The 18,557-nt window shown below is 67.2% G+C and carries 12 protein-coding genes; 7 read left to right on the forward strand and 5 right to left on the reverse strand.

The window, feature by feature from the left end:
• Window positions 1–8 precede the first annotated feature (8 nt).
• Complete coding sequence (locus tag AUCHE_RS16960; RefSeq protein ID WP_006503119.1) at window positions 9–410, reverse strand: hypothetical protein; 402 nt, start codon at window positions 408–410, stop codon at window positions 9–11.
• The gene (locus AUCHE_RS16625) at window positions 407–598 is read right to left on the reverse strand and encodes a hypothetical protein (protein WP_143114833.1); all 192 of its coding nucleotides are present in this window, start codon (window positions 596–598) and stop codon (window positions 407–409) included. Before AUCHE_RS16625 ends, AUCHE_RS16960 begins: the two co-directional genes overlap by 4 nt.
• A gap of 195 nt (window positions 599–793) precedes the next feature.
• Between AUCHE_RS16625 and AUCHE_RS09675 the strand changes: the two genes are divergently transcribed.
• Together AUCHE_RS09675 and AUCHE_RS09680 are read left to right on the forward strand one after the other, a co-directional pair.
• Entirely contained in the window at window positions 794–5,692 is a 4,899-nt protein-coding gene (locus tag AUCHE_RS09675; RefSeq protein ID WP_040322097.1) for an NAD-glutamate dehydrogenase, read from the forward strand.
• Window positions 5,693–5,876: 184 nt separating this feature from the next.
• Window positions 5,877–7,367: a sensor histidine kinase gene (locus tag AUCHE_RS09680; RefSeq protein WP_006503121.1), complete on the forward strand. Its 1,491-nt coding sequence runs from the start codon at window positions 5,877–5,879 to the stop codon at window positions 7,365–7,367.
• Between the two features lie 69 nt (window positions 7,368–7,436).
• Here the strand turns inward: AUCHE_RS09680 and AUCHE_RS09685 are convergent, their stop codons facing one another.
• Window positions 7,437–7,685: a WhiB family transcriptional regulator gene (locus AUCHE_RS09685; protein WP_006503122.1), complete on the reverse strand. Its 249-nt coding sequence runs from the start codon at window positions 7,683–7,685 to the stop codon at window positions 7,437–7,439.
• Window positions 7,686–8,137: 452 nt separating this feature from the next.
• On the opposite strand from AUCHE_RS09685, the gene AUCHE_RS16235 reads away from it, so the two are divergent.
• The gene (locus AUCHE_RS16235) at window positions 8,138–8,626 is read left to right on the forward strand and encodes a hypothetical protein (RefSeq protein WP_143114836.1); all 489 of its coding nucleotides are present in this window, start codon (window positions 8,138–8,140) and stop codon (window positions 8,624–8,626) included.
• Here AUCHE_RS16235 and AUCHE_RS09690 read toward each other — a convergent pair.
• On the reverse strand, window positions 8,536–12,954 hold the full coding sequence (locus tag AUCHE_RS09690) for an FtsK/SpoIIIE domain-containing protein (protein WP_006503124.1): 4,419 nt from the start codon (window positions 12,952–12,954) through the stop codon (window positions 8,536–8,538). The two genes, AUCHE_RS16235 and AUCHE_RS09690, sit on opposite strands and share 91 nt — an antisense overlap.
• A gap of 203 nt (window positions 12,955–13,157) precedes the next feature.
• Here AUCHE_RS09690 and AUCHE_RS09695 point away from each other — a divergent pair, with 203 nt between their 5' ends.
• Complete coding sequence (locus AUCHE_RS09695) at window positions 13,158–14,633, forward strand: nitronate monooxygenase (RefSeq protein WP_006503125.1); 1,476 nt, start codon at window positions 13,158–13,160, stop codon at window positions 14,631–14,633.
• Here AUCHE_RS09695 and AUCHE_RS09700 read toward each other — a convergent pair.
• Window positions 14,585–15,100, reverse strand: coding sequence for a hypothetical protein (locus AUCHE_RS09700; protein WP_006503126.1), 516 nt, complete (start codon window positions 15,098–15,100; stop codon window positions 14,585–14,587). The genes AUCHE_RS09695 and AUCHE_RS09700 overlap by 49 nt on opposite strands.
• Before the next feature lie 349 nt (window positions 15,101–15,449).
• On the opposite strand from AUCHE_RS09700, the gene AUCHE_RS09705 reads away from it, so the two are divergent.
• The 3 genes from AUCHE_RS09705 to AUCHE_RS09715 are packed head-to-tail and all read left to right on the forward strand — an operon-like array spanning window position 15,450 to window position 18,471.
• Window positions 15,450–16,682: a CpaF family protein gene (locus tag AUCHE_RS09705; protein ID WP_006503127.1), complete on the forward strand. Its 1,233-nt coding sequence runs from the start codon at window positions 15,450–15,452 to the stop codon at window positions 16,680–16,682.
• Window positions 16,679–17,539 carry a type II secretion system F family protein gene (locus tag AUCHE_RS09710; RefSeq protein ID WP_006503128.1) on the forward strand — a complete coding sequence of 287 codons (861 nt, stop codon included), beginning with the start codon at window positions 16,679–16,681 and terminating at the stop codon, window positions 17,537–17,539. The genes AUCHE_RS09705 and AUCHE_RS09710 overlap by 4 nt, the downstream gene beginning before the upstream one ends.
• A complete protein-coding gene (locus AUCHE_RS09715) occupies window positions 17,536–18,471 on the forward strand; it encodes a type II secretion system F family protein (protein ID WP_006503129.1) in 936 nt (311 codons plus the stop codon). Before AUCHE_RS09710 ends, AUCHE_RS09715 begins: the two co-directional genes overlap by 4 nt.
• The last annotated feature ends 86 nt before the right edge of the window (window positions 18,472–18,557 follow it).

The raw sequence follows: 18,557 nt of genomic DNA on the forward strand, positions 1-18,557 counted from the left end.
CTTCAACGCTAACCGTCGTCGTCGGTCCGACCCGCATCCTGCAGACCCATGTCTCCGGCCGGACCGGACCGGGCCGCAGCCCGACATGCCGCAGTGAGCTCGACACAACATTTCCGGAGCCGACTTCTCGCCCGCCCTGCCGCGGCGACCGCCTCATGACGCAGATCATCCGACCCGGCACGCTGCCACAGCGCCTCCGCCGCGGACATCGCCTCGGCATAACCGGTCAACGCAGCCGCCAAGACCGCGGCCGACTCCTGAAGAACCTGCCCGCCAGGGCTGTCCGCGCGCTCGGAGGACATCGTCCGCCAACGACGGATCTCCTGCCCGACGACGGCTGCCGCCGCCCGAACGGATGCCGCGTCGGTGTACAACCGCGGGTCGGTTCCGTCGTCGCCGCGGGCGCTCATCGGGGAGGCTCGTCCAGCGCGAGGGCCAGCGCGGCCAAGGCGTCGAGCGTGTCCCTGACCGTCCGCTGCTCGGCCTGCCGACCGATGTCCACCGGGAGATCGCCGAGGACCTCGGCGAACCGTCGACCGGGAAGAGGACAGCACACCGGAGGCTCGGAGCGGGGCGACGGAGCTTCTGAGGGGATCACGGGCACCAGGGTAGGGCCCCCGACCGTTCCCGGGGCGCCACCGTGATGACCCCTGTGGACTAGTCCGAAGTAGCTCATCCGAGCGAAAAATGCGAAACCAGCCCTCAGGTGCTCGGGCAACGCACAACCGCGTGGATAACCTGAAGCAACCACCGCAGATCGGTGTGTCCGATGGACCTGAAGGTGAGTCCCCTCATGACCTTGACCTTGGAAGAGTCTCGTCACCAGCTGCTCCGTTCGGCAGCCCAACTCGTCGGGCGCTCGCCCGGGGAACCGGCCGAACGGCTCCTGCAACGTTACTACCGGCACGTTGTTACCGAGGACCTGCTGGCGCGGCGTCCCGAGGACCTCGTGGGCGCTGCCCTCTCCCACCGCTCCCTGGCCGGGCAACGCCCGGTCGGCTCGGCGAATGTGCGCGTGTTCACCCCCACGGTCGAGCAGGAGGGCTGGACCACCGGGCATACGGTCGTCGAGATCGTCACCGACGACATGCCCTTCCTGGTCGACTCGGTGTCGGCCTATCTGGCCCGGGAGAACCGTTCCGTGCACTTGCTCGTACACCCGCAGCTCGTCGTCCGACGGGATGCCGCCGGCGTGCTGCAAGAGGTCCTCGACGTCCGTGGGCAAGAGGTTCCGGACGAATTCGGCGTCGGCGTCGAATCGTGGATGCACCTGCAGATCGACCGGGAGAGCGACCCCCAGGCCAGGGAGGAGCTCGCCGTCGGACTGCGCCGGGTCCTCGCCGACGTCCGGGTCGCGGTCGAGGACTGGCCCAGGATGACCCAGCGGGCACAGGACCTCGCCGAGGAACTCGTCCAATTCCCTCCGGCAGGGATCGACAACGACGAGGTCGAAGAAGCCCGTGCTCTGCTCAGATGGCTTTCCGAGGGGCGTTTCACCTTCCTGGGCTACCGGGAGTACACGCTGGGTTCGGACATCGACGGCGAAATCCTGGAGCCGGTCCCCGGTACTGGCCTGGGCCTCATGCGGTACGACGCCGAGAACCCGGCCGCGTCAGGTTTCAACCGGTTGACCGGGCCTGTGGCGCAGAAGGCGCGGGAGAAGAAGGTCCTGGTGGTCACCAAGGCCAATACGATCTCCACCGTGCACCGCCCGGTCTACCTGGACTACGTCGGGGTGAAGACCTTCTCGCCGTCGGGCGAGGTCACCGGGGAACGCCGCTTCATCGGGCTCTTCACCGCCGGCGCCTACACGCATTCGGTGACCCAGGTCCCCTATATCGCCCAGAAGGTCCAGCGGATCATCGAGCAGAGCGGTTTCGCGCCCGACAGCCACCTGGCCAAGGATCTCCTGGAGGTCCTGGAGACCTATCCCCGCGACGAACTCTTCCAGTCCGACGTCGAGGCGCTGTCCGAGATCTCCACGGCGGTCGTCCACCTGCACGAGCGCCGTCAGGCCCGGCTCTTCCTGCGTAAGGACGACTACGGCCGGTACATGAGCTGTCTGGTCTACATCCCCCGGGACCGCTACAACACGACGGTGCGCCTGCGCCTGGAGGCCCTGCTCAAGAGGGCCTTCAAGGGCGAGAGCGTCGAATATACGACGCGGGTCTCTGAATCGTCCCTGGCCAGGCTGCACTTCGTGGTCCGGGTCAAGCAGGGCACCGAAGTGCCCGATGCGCATCTGGACGAATTGCAACGCCAGGTGACCGAGGCGGCCCGAACCTGGGCGGAGGACCTCAGCGAGGCGGGCCGGGCCGAGTGCGGCGAGGAAGCCGCCGCCCGTCTGCTCTCCAGGTGGGGCGATGCCTTCCCCGAGGCCTACAAGGAGGACTTCCAGGCGCGGGTGGCGATCGCCGATCTCCGCCATGCCGAGCAGCTCGGTGACAGCACCGATCTGCGGCTGAACGTCTATCACGTCCCGGGGGCACCTACGGGGGAGCGACGACTGAAGCTCTACCGCCAGGGTTCGTTGTCGTTGACGGCGATCCTGCCGATCTTCACCGACATGGGTCTGGAGGTCACCGACGAACGCCCGTACCGCTTGCAGGGGGCCGATGGCACCGTCGTCCACATCTACGACTTCGGGATCCGTGCCGATCAGGAGGAGTCCTGGACCCGTGGCCCCGAAGGAGCCCGCAGCAGGTTCCAGGAGGCTTTCAAAGCGATCTGGTCGGGTGAGGCGGAGAGCGACGGGTTCAACGCCTTGGTGCTCTCCGCCGGACTGGACTGGAGGCAGGTCGTCATCCTGCGCGCCGTGGCCAAGTACCAACGGCAGACCGGGACCCCGTTCACCCAGTCGTACCAGGAGGGGACGCTCACGACGCATTCGGTCTTGGCCCGTCACCTGGTCGAACTGTTCGAGAAACGTTTCGACCCGGACCTGTTCGGCGGTCTGGCCTCCTCGGAACGTCAGGCTGCGCAGGACGAGGTCATCGAGCGCATCCAGGCCGCACTGGACGACGTGGCCAGCCTCGACCAGGACCGCATCCTGCGCTCCTTCCTGGGCGTCATCCAAGCCACCTTGCGGACGAACTTCTACCAGACTCCTCGTGCCGGGGAGGACGGTTTCGTCCCGGATGTGAAACCGACGGTCTGTTTCAAGCTCGATCCGAAGCAGGTGCCGAATATCCCCGCGCCCCGACCGATGTTCGAGATCTGGGTGTACAGCCCCCGGGTCGAGGGCGTGCATCTGCGCTTCGGCAAGGTCGCCCGCGGCGGTCTGCGGTGGAGCGACCGGCGGGAGGATTTCCGGACCGAGATCCTGGGTCTGGTCAAAGCGCAGATGGTCAAGAACGCGGTCATCGTCCCGACCGGGAGCAAGGGTGGCTTCTTCGCGAAGCAGCTACCCGATCCGGCCGTCGACCGGGACGCCTGGCTGGCGGAGGGTATCGCCTCCTACAAGCTGTTCATCTCTTCCTTGCTGGACGTGACCGACAACCGGGTCGGCGGGGAGATCGTGCCGCCCGAACGGGTCGTACGTCATGACCCGGAGGACCCGTACCTGGTGGTTGCGGCCGACAAGGGCACGGCCAAGTTCAGTGATATCGCCAACGGGGTCGCCCAGAGCTACGGCTTCTGGCTGGACGACGCCTTCGCCTCCGGTGGTTCGGCCGGGTACGACCACAAGGGCATGGGTATCACCGCCAGGGGAGCCTGGGAGTCGGTGAAGCGGCATTTCCGGGAGCTGGACGTCGATATCCAGACCGAAGAGTTCACCGCGGTCGGTGTCGGGGACATGAGCGGTGACGTCTTCGGTAACGGCATGTTGTTGTCGCCGTGCACCCGTCTGGTCGCGGCTTTCGACCACCGGCACATCTTCCTCGATCCGGCTCCCGACGCGGCGGTGTCCTATGCCGAGCGTCGGCGGATGTTCGACCTGCCGAGGTCGTCCTGGGACGACTACGATCGTGCGTTGATCAGTGAGGGTGGTGGGGTCCATCCGCGGACGGCGAAGTCGATCGCGTTGAGTCCCCAGGTCAAGGAGCGGCTGGGGATCGCCGATTCGGTGTCCGCGATGACTCCTGCGGAGTTGATGAAGGCCATTCTCCTGGCGCCGGTCGACCTGGTGTGGAACGGCGGCATCGGTACCTATGTGAAGGCGTCCACGGAGACCTCTGCGCAGATCGGCGACCGGGCGAATGACGCCATTCGGGTGGACGGCCGGGATCTGCGCTGCCGGGTTGTCGGCGAGGGCGGCAACCTGGGGTGCAGCCAGCTGGGACGGATCGAGGCAGCAGCGGCCGGGGTGCGGATCAACACCGATGCCATCGACAACTCGGCCGGGGTGGACACCTCCGACCACGAGGTCAACATCAAGATCCTGCTCACCGGGATGACCCGGGAGGGCGATATGACCTTGAAGCAGCGCAACGCCCTGCTCGCCTCGATGACAGGTGATGTGGCGGGTCAGGTGCTGCGGGACAATTATGAGCAGAACGTCCTGTTGGGCAACGCCCGGAGTCAGAACTCGGTGATGTTGGCCGTGCACGAGCGTTTCATCCGGTGGTTGGAGGAGCGCGGTGAGCTGGACCGCGCGTTGGAGTTCCTGCCGGACGAGGCCGAGATCAACCGTCGTAAGCAGAACGGTGACGGGTTGGAGTCGCCGGAACTCTCCGTGCTGGTGGCTTACGCGAAGCTGGCTCTCAAGTCCGATCTGAGTGAGAGTGGGTTGGCCGACGAGCCGTGGTTCCGCAGTACTTTGGCGGAGTACTTCCCGCCGGCGGTGCGCGAGTCCTATCTCGATCATCTGGACGAGCATCCGTTGCGGCGGGAGATCATCGTCAACTCGGTCGCCAACTCGGTGGTGAACCGCGGCGGGATCACCTTCATGTTCCGCGCTGCCGAGGAGACGGGGGGCAGCCCGGAGCAGATCGCGACGGCTTTCGTGATCGCGCGGGAGATCTTCGACCTGAGGTCGTTCGTCGAGGCAGTGGAACAGTTGGACAATGTGGTCTCCACGGACATCCAGACGCGGATGTATCTGCAGTTCCGTCGGTTGCTGGACCGTTCGGTGCGGTGGTTGTTGCAGCGGCGTCCGGGGCGGGTCGATGTAGCGGCGGAGATCGAGCGGTTCAGTGCACCGATCGCCGATCTGGGTGCGCAGCTGCCCGATCTGCTCGTCGGTGAGGAGGCGGAGCGTCAGCGGGCCAGCGCGCAGCAGATGATGGAGGCGGGAGTTCCGGAGGCCTTGGCCGTGCGTTGGGCGGGCTTGCTGGACCTGTACGCCTGTCTGGACATCGTGGAGCTGGCGCAGGATCTGGACCAGCCGGTGGTCGAGGTGGCGAAGGTGTACTTCGCGACGTCGGAGCACTTCGGGGTGGACGGGATGCTCGGCCGGGTGGCGGAGCTTCCGCGGAAGAACCGGTGGGATGCTCTGGCCCGTGGCGCGATGCGGGACGATCTCTATTCGGCGTTGGAGTCGTTGACCCGCTCGATCGTGACCTCTACGGAGCTGTCGCAGGAAGCTCCGCAGCGGTTGGCGTCCTGGTTGGAGACCAATGCGGCGGCGATGGAGCGGACTCGTGCGGCGTTGAGCGGTATCGATGATCTGGAGCAGCCCGGGTTGGCACCTCTGTCGGTGGCATTGCGCACTCTTCGCGGGGTGGCGCGGGCCGGTGGTGCTGTCGGCTGATCGGGCGGTATGCCGGACGTCGACGGCGCCTCGTCCTTCTCTACGGGGGAGGGTGAGGCGCCGTCGACGTCCGGGGCCGGTGGATCGGCGGGGGGACCGCCGGGGGGGGGGTGTTCCGCTCCAGGCGGTGTCCTTCGGGTATGGCGCAGAGCGAGCTCCGGGTGCTCACGGGTACGCTCGGGCCGTGCCGACACTCAACGATGTCCTTCAGGAGCACCCCGGTCTGGGGGCAGCCGATGTCGATTGGTTGCATCTTCTCGTGGGTGACTGGCAGATCCTGTCGGATCTGTCGTTCGCCGATCTGGTGCTCTGGGTCTACGACACCAGATTGGCTCCGGGCAGCTGGGTGGCGGCGATGCACGTGCGGCCGAATACCGGCCCGTTGGTCTTCTTCGACGACATCGTGGGTTCGGTGGCGGGGGCGGGCCGTCAGGCGCTCCTGGAGCTGTGTGCGAGTCGGGGCCGGGTGATCCGTGACCGGGTGCCGGAGTGGCGTGACGAGGTTCCGGTGCGTGAGGATGCGATCCCGGTGGTTCACGGTGGGCGGGTGATCGCGGTCATCACCCGGCACAGCAATCTGGCGACGATGCGTTCGCCCAACCGGTTGGAACTGACGTTCCGGGGGATCGCGGACACCTTGGCGCGGATGATCGCCTCGGGGGAGTTCCCGATGGCTGGTGCTCCGACGGGGATGCGTCGTGGCGCGCCGCGGGTGGGTGACGGGGTGGTCCGCCTGGACATCGAGGGGGTGATGACCTATGCCAGTCCGAATGCGATTTCGGCATTGCATCGGTTGGGGCATCACGGCGGGGTGGAGGGGGTCTCGTTGAGTGAGGTCACCACTGCGCTGATCCCCGGGCATACCCAGGTCGACGAATCCTTGGCCGTGGTGGTGACCGGGCGGGCTCCTTGGCGCACGGAGGTGGAATCGCGTTATGCGACTTTGTCGCTGCGGGCGATTCCGTTGACGGAGGGTGGGGCGAGGATCGGCGCGGTCGTCCTGCTGCGTGATGTCAGCGAGTTGCGTCGCCGTGAGCGCGAGCTGTTGACGAAGGATGCCACGATCCGGGAGATCCATCATCGGGTGAAGAACAATCTGCAGACGGTGGCGGCGCTGTTGCGTCTGCAGTCGCGCAGGGTGACCGATGATCATGCCAAGGCGGCCTTGCAGGAGGCGGTGCGGAGGGTGGCGACGATCGCTCTGGTGCACGAGACGCTCAGTCAGGGTCTGGAGGAGGTCGTCAATTTCGACGACATCGTCGCGCGGGCGTTGAACGCGGTGGTGGAGGTCGCCAATCAGGATGACGACATCTCCTGGAGGCGCACGGGGAGTTTCGGGATGATCAGCGCTGAGGACGCCACGTCGATGGCGATGATCGTCACCGAGTTGGTTCACAATGCGGTCGAGCACGGGTTGCGTCCGGGTGGGGGGACGGTCACGATCGACGCTCAGCGTGGGCAGGAGGGCGATGACGAGTACGTGACGGTGGTGGTCGCCGACGATGGGTCGGGGCTTCCGGATGATTTCCGTCCGGGGAATTCAGGCTTGGGAACTCAGATCGTGAGCGCACTGGTGCAGGATCTGAGGGGGACCATCGAGTGGCGTCCGTACGAGCCGAAGGGGACGCAGGTGATCTTCCGGGCCAGGTTGCGCAGGGCGACGGCCGGGGCGTGACACGCGGAGGCGGGCGGCTGCGACCATTGTGGTCGGGCCGCCCGCCTCCGGGAAGTCTGTCGGGTGTCCTCAGCTGGCGCGGCGTGCGCGGGCGTTGCGACGTTTGAGGGCGCGGCGTTCGTCCTCGGAGAGTCCCCCCCAGACGCCTGCGTCCTGGCCGGACTCGAGAGCCCACTTCAGGCAGGTGTCCTGTACGTCGCAGCGTCGGCAGACGGCCTTGGCCTCTTCGATCTGCAGCAGGGCAGGGCCGGTGTTGCCGATGGGGAAGAAGAGTTCGGGGTCCTCCTCCAGGCACGCAGCGCGGTTGCGCCAATCCATCATCAAGCTCCTGTGTGTGTGCGGGTTTTCCGGTTACGGGCGGGAACATCCCCGGAAAGACGTCACGTCTCTTCCCTATCGGATGGCGACGGAGAAGGAACGTGGCGACGATCGGCCACTATTAAGCGTGTGCGTCGGGTCTCGTCTCGTGCGACGACGCCAGCGCGACCAGGCCAACGTCGGTGGTGGCCGGATTGTTCCACGCGGTCAGTGCCTCACTTGTCCGCGGAAGTCCACACGCAGTTCATGTGGTGATTTCCGGTGAGACGTCAGGCTCTGCTCGGTTGATTCAGTCTACGGGCATGGCCGGTCACAGGGGAAGAGTTTTGCGCATAACCGGCCCAGGTTAGCCTGAAAACAACCTGATTGCGTTCGGTGTCCACGGGCGTGTCGGCAGGTCGCACGTCCTGAACGGTCGTCCGTGAGTTCGATGAAGTGATGTTGATACTTCAATGAGCGTCTCATATTTCGGGCGACCGGTGGATGTTCAACGCCGGTGGAAGTCCACAGCCCTCTCCGCCGGTCCTGATCGGTACGTTGACGGAGTGCCCCGAGTTCTCGTAGCCCCCCAGGAGGTACCCGGCGCCGCTGCCAAGGTGGCCGTGGGCTCCCTCCTCGTCCAAGTCGCGATCATCCTCGGTTTCGTTGCCTTCTACGTCGTCGAACTCGTCCGCGGAGAAGGTGACGACAGCATGCGGGTCGCCATGTCGGTCGTCGTCTTCCTCCTCGGTGCGGCCGGGCTCCTCGTCCTCGCCCGAGGTCTATGGGTCGGGTCTGAGTGGCCGCGCACACCCACCGTTCTGTGGAACGTCCTCGTACTCCTGCTGTGTCCGACGATGATCGAAGCCGGTCAGCCGTTGCTTGCCGTCGGGGTCGCCGCACTCTGCCTGAGCGGGGCGGGAGGCACGATCCTGGCCGCGCGAGATGCGCGGAACACCTGAACCACCCGAGAACGTCCGTCGTCCATCACGACAGCCCGGCCAGGGACCAGCGGCTCGTGGACGGACACGCCCGTCCCGTAGAGATCGCCGCAGCGCGGCCCCGGGTTCAGGACCACCCCGTAGGACGAGCGACGCAGCCTGCCGACCAGACCCCGATAGGAGTCCACCAGTTCGCTGAACGAACCGGCGGCGACCACCGACCCGGTATGGCCGGCCGCGGCGTACGCCGCCAGCACCTCCTCGAAGCGGCCGTCCACCTGATCTACGTCGTCGACCAGACAGATCGTGCGGGTCTCCTCCTGCAGCCGTGCCAACAATGTCTCCGCGTCCTCCGGGCCGAAGACCTGCCCGTCGCCCGTCGAGAACCCGCCCCGAGGGTGACAACGGACGTGAGGCACCCCGGCCGCATGGAGACGCCCCGCGATCAGCTCCAGCACATTGGTGCGCCCGCTGCCCCTCGGCCCGGCGACCAGGACACCTCGTCCGTCCAGGACCAGACCTGCGACAGAACCGTCGTGATCGATGGCGAAGGGCACCTCCACCGAGAGTCCGTCGACATCCACGGCCGGAGTCGTCGACAGATCCCTCTCCTCGATCTGAGGGGGCAGCGCGCGCACCCGGATCTGTGGTCCGGAACAGTGGCGGTGGGACATCTCGCGCTCTGGCTGTGTGTCGTCCGTCCCGTGGCCGTGGACATCCGGGAGAGCCACCTGCCCTGCATTCTCGTTCCAGGAGAACCGGACACGGCCGGGGATCTGCCGACCAGGGACCGGTTCCACCCCGGCCAGATAGGCCTCCGTCGGATCCGCCAGTGGCAGGATCATCCTCCGGGTGAGCACCGAGGAGACCGGCCCGCTCAACAGACCTCGCCCTCCGGCGGCCAGCACGGTGATCCCGGCGACGGATCCGGCGCGCACGGCCTGGACCAAGGACTCGGAGCCGACACCGTGATCGACCCGGTCCAGTGCGTCCCGCAGATCCTCCCAGGTGTCGATCACGAGCAGCCGTCGTTGAGTCGACGGCTCGCTGCGGCAGGCCAGCTCGTGGAACAGGTCGATGAGTCTCCGGACGGCTCCGATCTCGTCCAATCGCAGATAGGCGCCGATGTGGGGTTGGCGACGCAGGCTGGCCAATGCGCCGGAGGCGTCGACGACGTAGACGGCGAGATCCGTAGGGCAGGAAGCCTGCACCGCGGCCAGGACCAGTGAGGTCACGGTGGTGCTCCGACCGCTCCGAGGCCCGCCGACGACGGCCAGATGGCCCTGGCCGGGATGCCAGCTGGCTGCGCTTCGTCCGTGTCCGGAGGGGTCGTCGACGACCACCGTCGGTCGGAGCGGACCTGCGCATTGTGCAGGCACGAGGACCTTTCCTGCGGGCGGGTCACCCAGACCGTCGAACAGTCCGTGACTTCGGACGGTGAGCTCCTCGATCTCTTTCGAGGTCAGTTCGACCGGTAGCGGTGGGAGCCAGGGCGGCGCCGGTGGGCGGGCGCCGGTGAGGGCGCAGGACTCGACGAGTGCGGTGACGAGACGGTGCAGGTCGGGGGAACCCTCTTCTTCTGGACGATCGGCTACCTGGGAGGAGTGCAGGGGACGTGCAGAATGGATCAGCCGAGGCGCGTCGGCGCACGGGCCTCGGCCTAGCGTCGGGAGGCGACGCACTTCCACCGGGATCTCTTCGCGGCCGGGTCTGCTCCCCAGGTAGGTGGTCTGCACGACGGTGGCCTCCTGGTCGGCGCCACGGATCACGGCGCGTCCTGGGTGCCGTGGGCTGATCCGGGCGGCGGCGTCGGTCTCCACCAGGTCGAGGGAGTCATGCGGATCGCGGACCCTGAGCGCGATCCGCAGGGAGATGTTGGCCCGCATGTCGGCCGAGACGATGCCGGCCGGGCGCTGGGTGGCCAGCACGAGGTGCAGTCCCAGGGATCGTCCGAGGGCGGCCAACCGGACCAGCCCGGAGACGAAGTCGGGTAGTTCATCGGCCAGCGAACGGAATTCGTCGACCACGACGACGAGCCGTGCGATATGGGTCAGTGGTCGACCGTCCTTTCCGTGGCGTCCGGCGTCGACCATCCTGTGGTATTCCTCCAGGTCGCTCGCACCGGCCGCCCGCAAGGCGGATTCTCTCCTGCGGAGCTCGGCGTCGAGTCCGGTCAGGGCCCGGCGGGTCTGTGATTCATCGAGGTCGGTGACCAGGCCGACGACATGGGGCAGCCTGGCGCAGGCGTCGAAGGCGGAACCACCTTTGTAGTCGATCAGGACGAAGGCCAACCGATCCGGACGGTTCCCCCGGGCGAGTTCGGCGACGAGCGTGCGCAACAGTTCGGACTTTCCCGAACCGGTGGTGCCCCCGATCAGGACGTGCGGGCCGTCGGCGCACAGGTCGAGACGGACAGCACCTTCGGCATCCCGACCTACGACGATCTCGGTGCTCGCCGGGGTGACCGCCCACTGCCGGGTGATCTCCCGAGGATCGAAGGGCATTTCGGTGAGCTCGGTGATCCGCACCGAGTCGGGGAGCTCGCCACCGGTCGAGGGGGTGGCATCCCGCAGCGGGGCGAGTGCCCGGGCGATCTCCTCGGCGACCTCCTGGGGACACAGGTCGGGCCGGACGGTCTGTGTGCCGGTGGGGGTGCGGAGCCGCGCGTGGTCACCGGTTCCTGGCCGGTGTCCGACCCGGACGGTGGTGGTGCATTCGGCGAACAGCTCACGGTGGTCCGTCGCGAGGTGCAGCACGGCGACGCCGTGGTCCGGCCCTTCCCTGAGCAGGGCGGACAGGTCGGCGTGCTCCCGTAACCGGTGCCCGCCGAGGAGGACGACCAGTTGGTCGGGTCCGGCCTCCGTCCTGGGCCGGGCGCTCGGTGTTCCCCTGCGGGTCTGCAACTCGGACAGCAGGGGATTCAGTCCACGGCGGAGTCCGTCACGGTCGGTGGCGAGGAGGATCCGTGTGTTCGCGGGGTCGCTCTCGTCGCGCAGGTGAGGAAGTCGGGAGAGCCATTCCCATCCGGTCAGACAGGCCCGGTCCTCACCGATGACCCACAGGCGAAGGGCTCTGGGACTGTGCCAGGTGGCTGTCTGGATCAGGAGTGACCGGGCCAATCCGTCGGCGATACGACGGGACTCGGCGCCGGACGTATCCGGCGCTATCCCGGTGACATCGGCGACGTCGATGGTGATCGGGACGTCGGTCAGCGCGGGGCTCTCCGTACGTTCTCCGTGGCGGACGGTCAACGTACTCGGCATACTGCCTCGGCCCACGCGCAGGTGTATCCAGTCGTGGTCCTGGGGTCGCCGTGCCCATAGGCGGTGATCGCGAGTTCGGCAGACCTCTGCGACGGTGGCCAGGTCCGGGCAGGAGAGTGCCCGCACCGAGGTCTCCTCGGCCAGGAGCACGGCGATATTCCGGCGGATCTGTTCCGATCGGGCCAGGTGCCGCTCTGCCTCTTCTGCTTCGCGGCGACGGCGGTGCCGTCGATCGGTGAGCTGTTGTGTCAGGGAGAGCGCCGGCCCCAGGAGGCCGAAGAGGAGGAGGGCGGGACTGTTCAGGAGGAATGCGGCCGCTGCGGAGAAGACCGCCGGCAGCAGGAGGAGGAGCATGGAGAGTCGGGGTTGCTCGAGCTCCGCCGGAGCTGCGGGTAAGGAGACGGTGTGTGGCGGGGGCTGGATGATGTCGCGAGGTGCGGGGTGGAAGCGGATCGTCCCGTCCCCGCAGGCTCGGCCGGCGACCGGGGGAGTGTCCCGCAGGGGGACGACGGTGATCCCGCTCGCTCCCAGTTGCAGGATGTCCGACATGCCGACAGGAGCACAGTCACCGTCCAGGAGGGTGTCGTCGAGACGTACGCCATTGCTGGCGCCGTGGTTGTGGACGGTGATCCCGGCCGGGGTGATCCGCAGGGTGGCATGTCGCCGGGAGACGGTGCCGTCGTCCAGGGTGAGTGCCGCGTCGGGGCTCCGGCCGATCAGGTGGTCTCCGTAGGGCAGGACGGCTCGGCGTCCTGCGTCCGGGCCGGAGAGGACTCGTAGGTCGACGACGGGTGGCCGGTCGGGGGCCGCTTCGTGGGGCGTCTTCCAGGTGATGACGGCTCCGTCGAGCAGCGGTGGGCAGCCGAAGAGGTGGGTGTCCTGGAGGGGGACATCGGTGCAGTGGGGGAGGAGTCGCCTACCTTCGGGCCCGGGCCCGGGCCCGGGTCGGGAGGTCGGGAGCCCGAGCTCCTGTTCGAGGACGGCTCGCAGTGTCGAGAACGGGGTGTCGCGGGGAACGGTGACGAGCAGGTCCTGGTCGGTGCCGCGGGTGGGGTCGCAGCGGCGCAGGGTGATCGTGAGCTCCATGCGGAGCATCTTGAGTGCGCGGGGTCCGGCGGCGTGTCCCGGAGCGGAGCGCCTGTGGATAAGTGGTGGGTGTGCGGGGTACTTCCGGGTAGCGCCAACCTTCGATAGCGTAACTTTCGCTACCGTAACTTACGGTGGAGAAACTTACGTCAGCGTAAGTTCCTTCACCAGGACCTGCCCACACCTACCCACGGAGCCACGCGATGACCTTCTCCACGGTGCCGACGATCATCCAGGGCGGCATGGGGGTCGCCGTCTCCTCCTGGCAGATGGCGCGCGCGGTCGCCGCGGCAGGGCAACTCGGCGTGGTTTCCGGCACCGCGCTGGACGCCGTACTGGCCCGACGCCTGCAGGACGGAGACCCAGGCGGGCACTGCCGGCGGGCACTCTCCCATTTCCCCGACCTGGCGATGGTCGAACGGGTACTGGCGAGATACCTCCGCCCGGACGGGCGTGCGCCCGGTGTCCCGTACCGTCCGCACCCCCGCCTGACCGCGGAACCGGGTCAGGACGCTCTCGACCTGTCGATCACCGGGAACTTCGTCGAGGTATGGCTCGCCAAGGAGGGCCACCAGGGGATCGTGGGGATCAACCTGCTGGAGAAGATCCAGATGGGAACACCTGCCGCACTGCTGGGGGCCATACTGGCCGAGGTCGACGTGGTGCTCATGGGCGCGGGCATCCCCCGCGAGATCCCCGGGGTACTCACGGCGCTCGCTGCGGGGCGGCCATGCGAGCTCACCGTCGACGTGGTCGGAGCCACTCGCCGACACGTCGTGGCACTCGATCCGGGCGCCGCACTGGGAGTGCCCGTGCCGGACCTGCGCCGGCCGGAGTTCTTGGCGATCGTGTCGGTGCATTCACTGGCGACCTATCTGTGCCGTGACGACCGGATCCGACCTGATGGTTTCGTGGTGGAAGGCCCCCAGGCCGGTGGTCACAGTGCCCCACCACGTGGTCGGCTGCGCCTGGGGGAGGACGGCGAACCGGTCTACGGACCACGGGATGTCGCAGATCTGGGTGTATTCGAGGCCTTGGGGGCGCCTTTCTGGCTGGCCGGCGCCCAAGCCGACCCCGAGGGGGTGGCCGCAACGTTGGCTACGGGCGCATCCGGGGTGCAGTGCGGCACCGTCTTCGCCTTGTCCACCGATTCCGGCCTGACCGGTCGGCTGCGCGCGCGACTGCTGGCCGAGATCGACTCGGGTCGTCTTCGGGTGCGGAATGATCCCCGGGCCTCGCCCACGGGCTTCCCGTTCAAGTTGGCCGAGTTGTCCGGCACGGTCGCGCAGGCCGAGGTCTACGAGCAGCGGCCGCGGTTGTGCGATCTCTCTTATCTCCGCGAGCCCTACGAGCGGCTGGACGGTTCATTGGGTTATCGCTGCGCCAGTGAGCCGGTGGAGATTTATCTGCGCAAGGGTGGGGTGGAAGCCGATACGGTCGGGCGACGGTGTCTGTGCAATGCCTTGATGGCCGATATCGGCCTGGGGCAAACCCGTAAGGACGGCTATACGGAGCTTCCGGGGGTGACCTTGGGTCAGGATCTGCGGGGGGTGCGGCTGTTGTCGGAGCTCTATCCGCAGGGATGGTCTGCGGCGGAAGCCGTGCGGTGGCTGCTGTCCGCCGACGGGGGTCAGGACTCTTCCTCCCCGAATTCGCCGACCCACCATGCATCGATCTGACTTGTCCGGACGCGGGTGAACCGGATGTTGACCAGCTGATCGCCGATGACGACCTTGACGTGGGTCAGGTTGAGATATTCGGGCTTGGGGACGGGGAGGTGCCGGGCTTCTCGGCGGTTGCGGAAATCGGTGCGATGTTGCACGGCGTCGGGGAGGACGACCTGGAATCCTTCGCCGAGTTCCTGTCCGTTGCGTCCGCCGGATTCTGCGAGATAGGCGGTCCACAGTTTCGTCCATCGGGCGAAGGAGACGGCTCGTCCGGAGAGCACCGTGCCGTGCACGGACAGGCCGATGCTGATGGCCTTGTCGGTGTCGGCTTCGCCGGGTATCGCTGAGAGCAGGGAGTCGAGCAACCAGTCCTTGGTGTCGAAGTCTGCCGGGGTGAGTCCGTCGGGGTCGTTGGCCCAGTCGTATTCGAGCGGGGGAAGGGTCCCGGTGCCATGGGGGATGTTCATGTCATCGACCATGAACCCACATTAGGGTGGCTTGTCCGAAAATGCCCGAAGATGGATTCCCTTCGGCGCCAAATGGATCCTGGTCTTCCGGGGGTCTCGCCGGGTCCGGTGGGGGCCGGTGGCCGGAGGTGGGGCCCATGAGCCCGAGTGTCCGGTTCGACCTGAGATGTGACAGGACTCACGTCACGCGGGAGGCTCGTCGAATCAGCTGCCCCGGGTGGGGGTTCATTGCCCCTGTGGGTCGAATTCCCGTCGTGGTCCCTCCTGGCGCCTCATGATGAGCCCGAACGTCCTGAATCACCCTTAAGGTTCTTTTCGGACATTCGTCCAGGTCGAGAACTGACATATCGGGGGATGAGCGATGACACCGGCGGGGGAGCTGGTCGAGAACGAGGTGCGTGAACTCGTACGCCGTGAAGGAGTCGACCCCCTCACTCAACGAACGGCCTTCCTCGAGCTCGTCGAAGCAGCGATCGAGGACTACGAGCTGCGTGCACTCACCAGCAGCCTCCCTCGACTCACCGACCCCCGGGGCACCCTCCGCCAGGTCATGGACGCCATCGCCGGCTACGGACCCCTCCAGCGTTATCTCGACGATCCGGCCGTCGAGGAGATCTGGATCAACGGGCCCCACCAGGTCTTCGTCGCCCGCGGCGGGGTCGCCGAACTCACCACCACCGTGCTCACCGACGAGACCATCCGCGACCTCGTCGAACGCATGCTCAAGACCTCCGGACGCCGCGTCGACCTGTCCTGCCCCTTCGTGGACGCGACCCTCCCGGACGGCAGCAGACTCCACGTCGTCATCCCCGATGTGTCCCGCCGACACTGGCTCGTCAACATCCGCAAGTTCGTCGCCCGCGCCGAACGACTCACCGACCTCGTCCGACTGGGTTCACTGCCCGCACCCGCAGCACACTTCCTCGAGGCCGCCGTGGCCGCAGGGCTGAACATCCTCGTCGCCGGAGGAACCCAGGCCGGCAAGACCACCATGCTCAACTGCCTCTCCAGCGCGATCCCCGCCCGAGAACGCGTCGTGACCTGCGAAGAAGTCTTCGAACTGAAACTGCAGTGCCGCGACTGGGCCGCGATGCAATGCCGCCAGGCCAGCCTGGAAGGCACCGGAGAGGTCCCTCTGCGCCGACTCGTCGTCGAAGCGCTACGGATGAGACCCAACCGCATCATCGTCGGTGAAGTCCGTCAGGCAGAGAGCCTCGACCTGCTCCTCGCCCTCAACAGCGGCGTCCCCGGCATGTGTACCCTGCACGCCAACTCGGCGCGCGAAGCCGTCAACAAGATGTGCGTCCTGCCCCTGCTCGCCGGCGAAAACGTCAGCTCCCGCTTCGTGGTGCCCACGGTCGCCAATGCCGTGGATCTGGTCGTCCACCTGGGTCTCGACGCCGACGGGCGACGTCGGGTCCGTGAGATCGTCGCCCTGCCCGGCCGGGTCGAAGGCGATGTCATCGAGATCGCCGACATCTTCGTCCGACAACAGGGCGTATTGACCCGCGCCGACGGCTACCCACCCCACCGCGACCGCTTCGAACGAGCCGGATACGACCTCGCCCTCCTCCTCGGCGGAGGCAAGGCATGAGCGGCGCAGCCGTCGGACTCCTCTTCGGCGCAGGACTCTTCTGCCTGTGGAACTCCCTGTGGCCCCAGGAGACCAGGAACCGTCGCCGACCGGCCTGGGCATTACGGCTCCAGGACGACCTCGTCCAGGCCGGATTCACCCGCTACCGCCCCGTCCACATCCTGGCCGCCTGCACAGGAAGCGCCTTCGTCGCCGGACTTCTCGTCTACGCCGCCACCGAGGTCCTTCCCATCAGCGTCTCCTTCGCCGCACTGGCCGGTTACATCCCGGTGGTCCTCGTCCGCGCCCGGGCACGCAATCGGCGTATCGCCCTGCGTGAGATTTGGCCGGATGTCGTCGACAACATCGCCTCGGCGGTCCGAGCCGGGCTGTCCCTCCCCGAAGCCCTGGCCCAGGTCGGTGCCCGAGGACCGGCCGAACTCCGTCCGGCCTTCACCGCATTCGCCGACGACTACCGGGCAACCGGACGTTTCAACTGCTGCTTGGACGAACTCAAGGAGCGTCTGGCCGACCCCGTCGGGGACCGACTCATCGAATCCCTGCGGATAGCTCGGGACGTCGGCGGCAGCGACCTGGGCCGCCTGCTGCGCACCCTCTCCGGTTTCCTGCGTGATGACGCCCGCACCCGCGCAGAACTGGAGACCAGGCAGGGCTGGACGGTGAATGCGGCGCGCCTGGCGGTGATCGCACCCTGGGTGGTGTTGGCGATGCTGTGCACCCGTCCCGACTCGGCTCGGGCCTACGCAGGCGCGGGCGGAAGTCTCGTCCTGTTGATCGGAGCCGTGGTCTCGGCGACCGCTTACCGCCTGATGACCGTCCTGGGACGTCTGCCCGAGGAAGAAAGGGTGCTGCGATGACCGGTATGGGAGCCGTCGGCGCGCTCTGCGGGCTCGCCCTGGCCTGGGGGATCCTGCTGCTGTGGGCGCGGTTGCCCTTCCGGCGCACCCCCACCCTGGCCGACCGTCTCGCGCCCTACGTCCGTGAGGTCGCCCCGACGAGCACTCTGCTGCAGGCACGTAGGCAGGACAGACCGTCCCGGCTGTGGTCGTGGACGGAGCCGGCTGTCGCCCGCGTCGCACGGGCGATCGACACGATGCTCGGCGGCTCCCACTCGGTGGCGAGGCGACTCACTCGCGCTGGGCAGTCTGCAGATGTGGCCGCCTTCCGTGTGGAACAGGTTGTCTGGGGTGCTGCCGGCGCTTTGGCCGGCCTCGGGATGGCCGCATTGATCTGGGCGCGCAGGCCTGGATCGCTGTTCCTCCCCCTGGCGGCGGTACTCATCGGAGCGCTAGGGGGAATCCTGTTGCGCGACCACGAACTCACCCGCGCCGTCTCCAGGAGAGAACAGCGGATCATCGCTGAATTCCCTACCGTGGCAGAACTCCTCGCTCTTTCTGTCAGTGCTGGAGAAGGAACGGCCGCAGCGCTGGAACGAGTCTGCAGACTCTCCTCCGGTGAACTCGCCGACGAATTACGACGCTGCCTGGCCGATGCCAGAGCCGGCGCCACCTTGCCCGTCGCACTGCAGGGTATGGCCCGACGCACCGGCCTTCCCGGCCTCGGACGATTCATCGACGGCGTCGTCATCGCCCTGGAACGGGGCACCCCGCTGGCCGACGTTCTGCGCGCACAGGCCCAGGACGCCCGGGAGGAAGGACGCCGGGAAGTGATGGAGTCCGCCGGACGCAAGGAGATCCTCATGCTCCTCCCGGTGGTCTTCCTCGTCCTGCCGGTCACGGTGCTCTTCGCGATCTACCCGGGACTGATCTACCTGCGACTGACCCCATGACCTCTCCCATGAGGTCGCAGACCCCCGCACACGGAAGGAAGTAACGATGAGGATCCCAACGAGGTGGCGACAGCTCGTCCGCTCAG

The organism is Austwickia chelonae NBRC 105200 (assembly GCF_000298175.1).
GTDB lineage: Bacteria > Actinomycetota > Actinomycetes > Actinomycetales > Dermatophilaceae > Austwickia > Austwickia chelonae.

Excerpts from the sequence above, each read along its gene's own strand:
- AUCHE_RS16960 (WP_006503119.1), bottom strand. The coding sequence starts at position 410 with ATGAGCGCCCGCGGCGACGACGGAACCGACCCGCGGTTGTACACCGAC.
- AUCHE_RS09675 (WP_040322097.1), top strand. The coding sequence starts at position 794 with ATGACCTTGACCTTGGAAGAGTCTCGTCACCAGCTGCTCCGTTCGGCA.
- AUCHE_RS09685 (WP_006503122.1), bottom strand. The coding sequence starts at position 7,685 with ATGGATTGGCGCAACCGCGCTGCGTGCCTGGAGGAGGACCCCGAACTC.
- AUCHE_RS16235 (WP_143114836.1), top strand. The coding sequence starts at position 8,138 with ATGAGCGTCTCATATTTCGGGCGACCGGTGGATGTTCAACGCCGGTGG.
- AUCHE_RS09690 (WP_006503124.1), bottom strand. The coding sequence starts at position 12,954 with ATGGAGCTCACGATCACCCTGCGCCGCTGCGACCCCACCCGCGGCACC.
- AUCHE_RS09695 (WP_006503125.1), top strand. The coding sequence starts at position 13,158 with ATGACCTTCTCCACGGTGCCGACGATCATCCAGGGCGGCATGGGGGTC.
- AUCHE_RS09700 (WP_006503126.1), bottom strand. The coding sequence starts at position 15,100 with ATGGTCGATGACATGAACATCCCCCATGGCACCGGGACCCTTCCCCCG.
- AUCHE_RS09705 (WP_006503127.1), top strand. The coding sequence starts at position 15,450 with ATGACACCGGCGGGGGAGCTGGTCGAGAACGAGGTGCGTGAACTCGTA.
- AUCHE_RS09710 (WP_006503128.1), top strand. The coding sequence starts at position 16,679 with ATGAGCGGCGCAGCCGTCGGACTCCTCTTCGGCGCAGGACTCTTCTGC.
- AUCHE_RS09715 (WP_006503129.1), top strand. The coding sequence starts at position 17,536 with ATGACCGGTATGGGAGCCGTCGGCGCGCTCTGCGGGCTCGCCCTGGCC.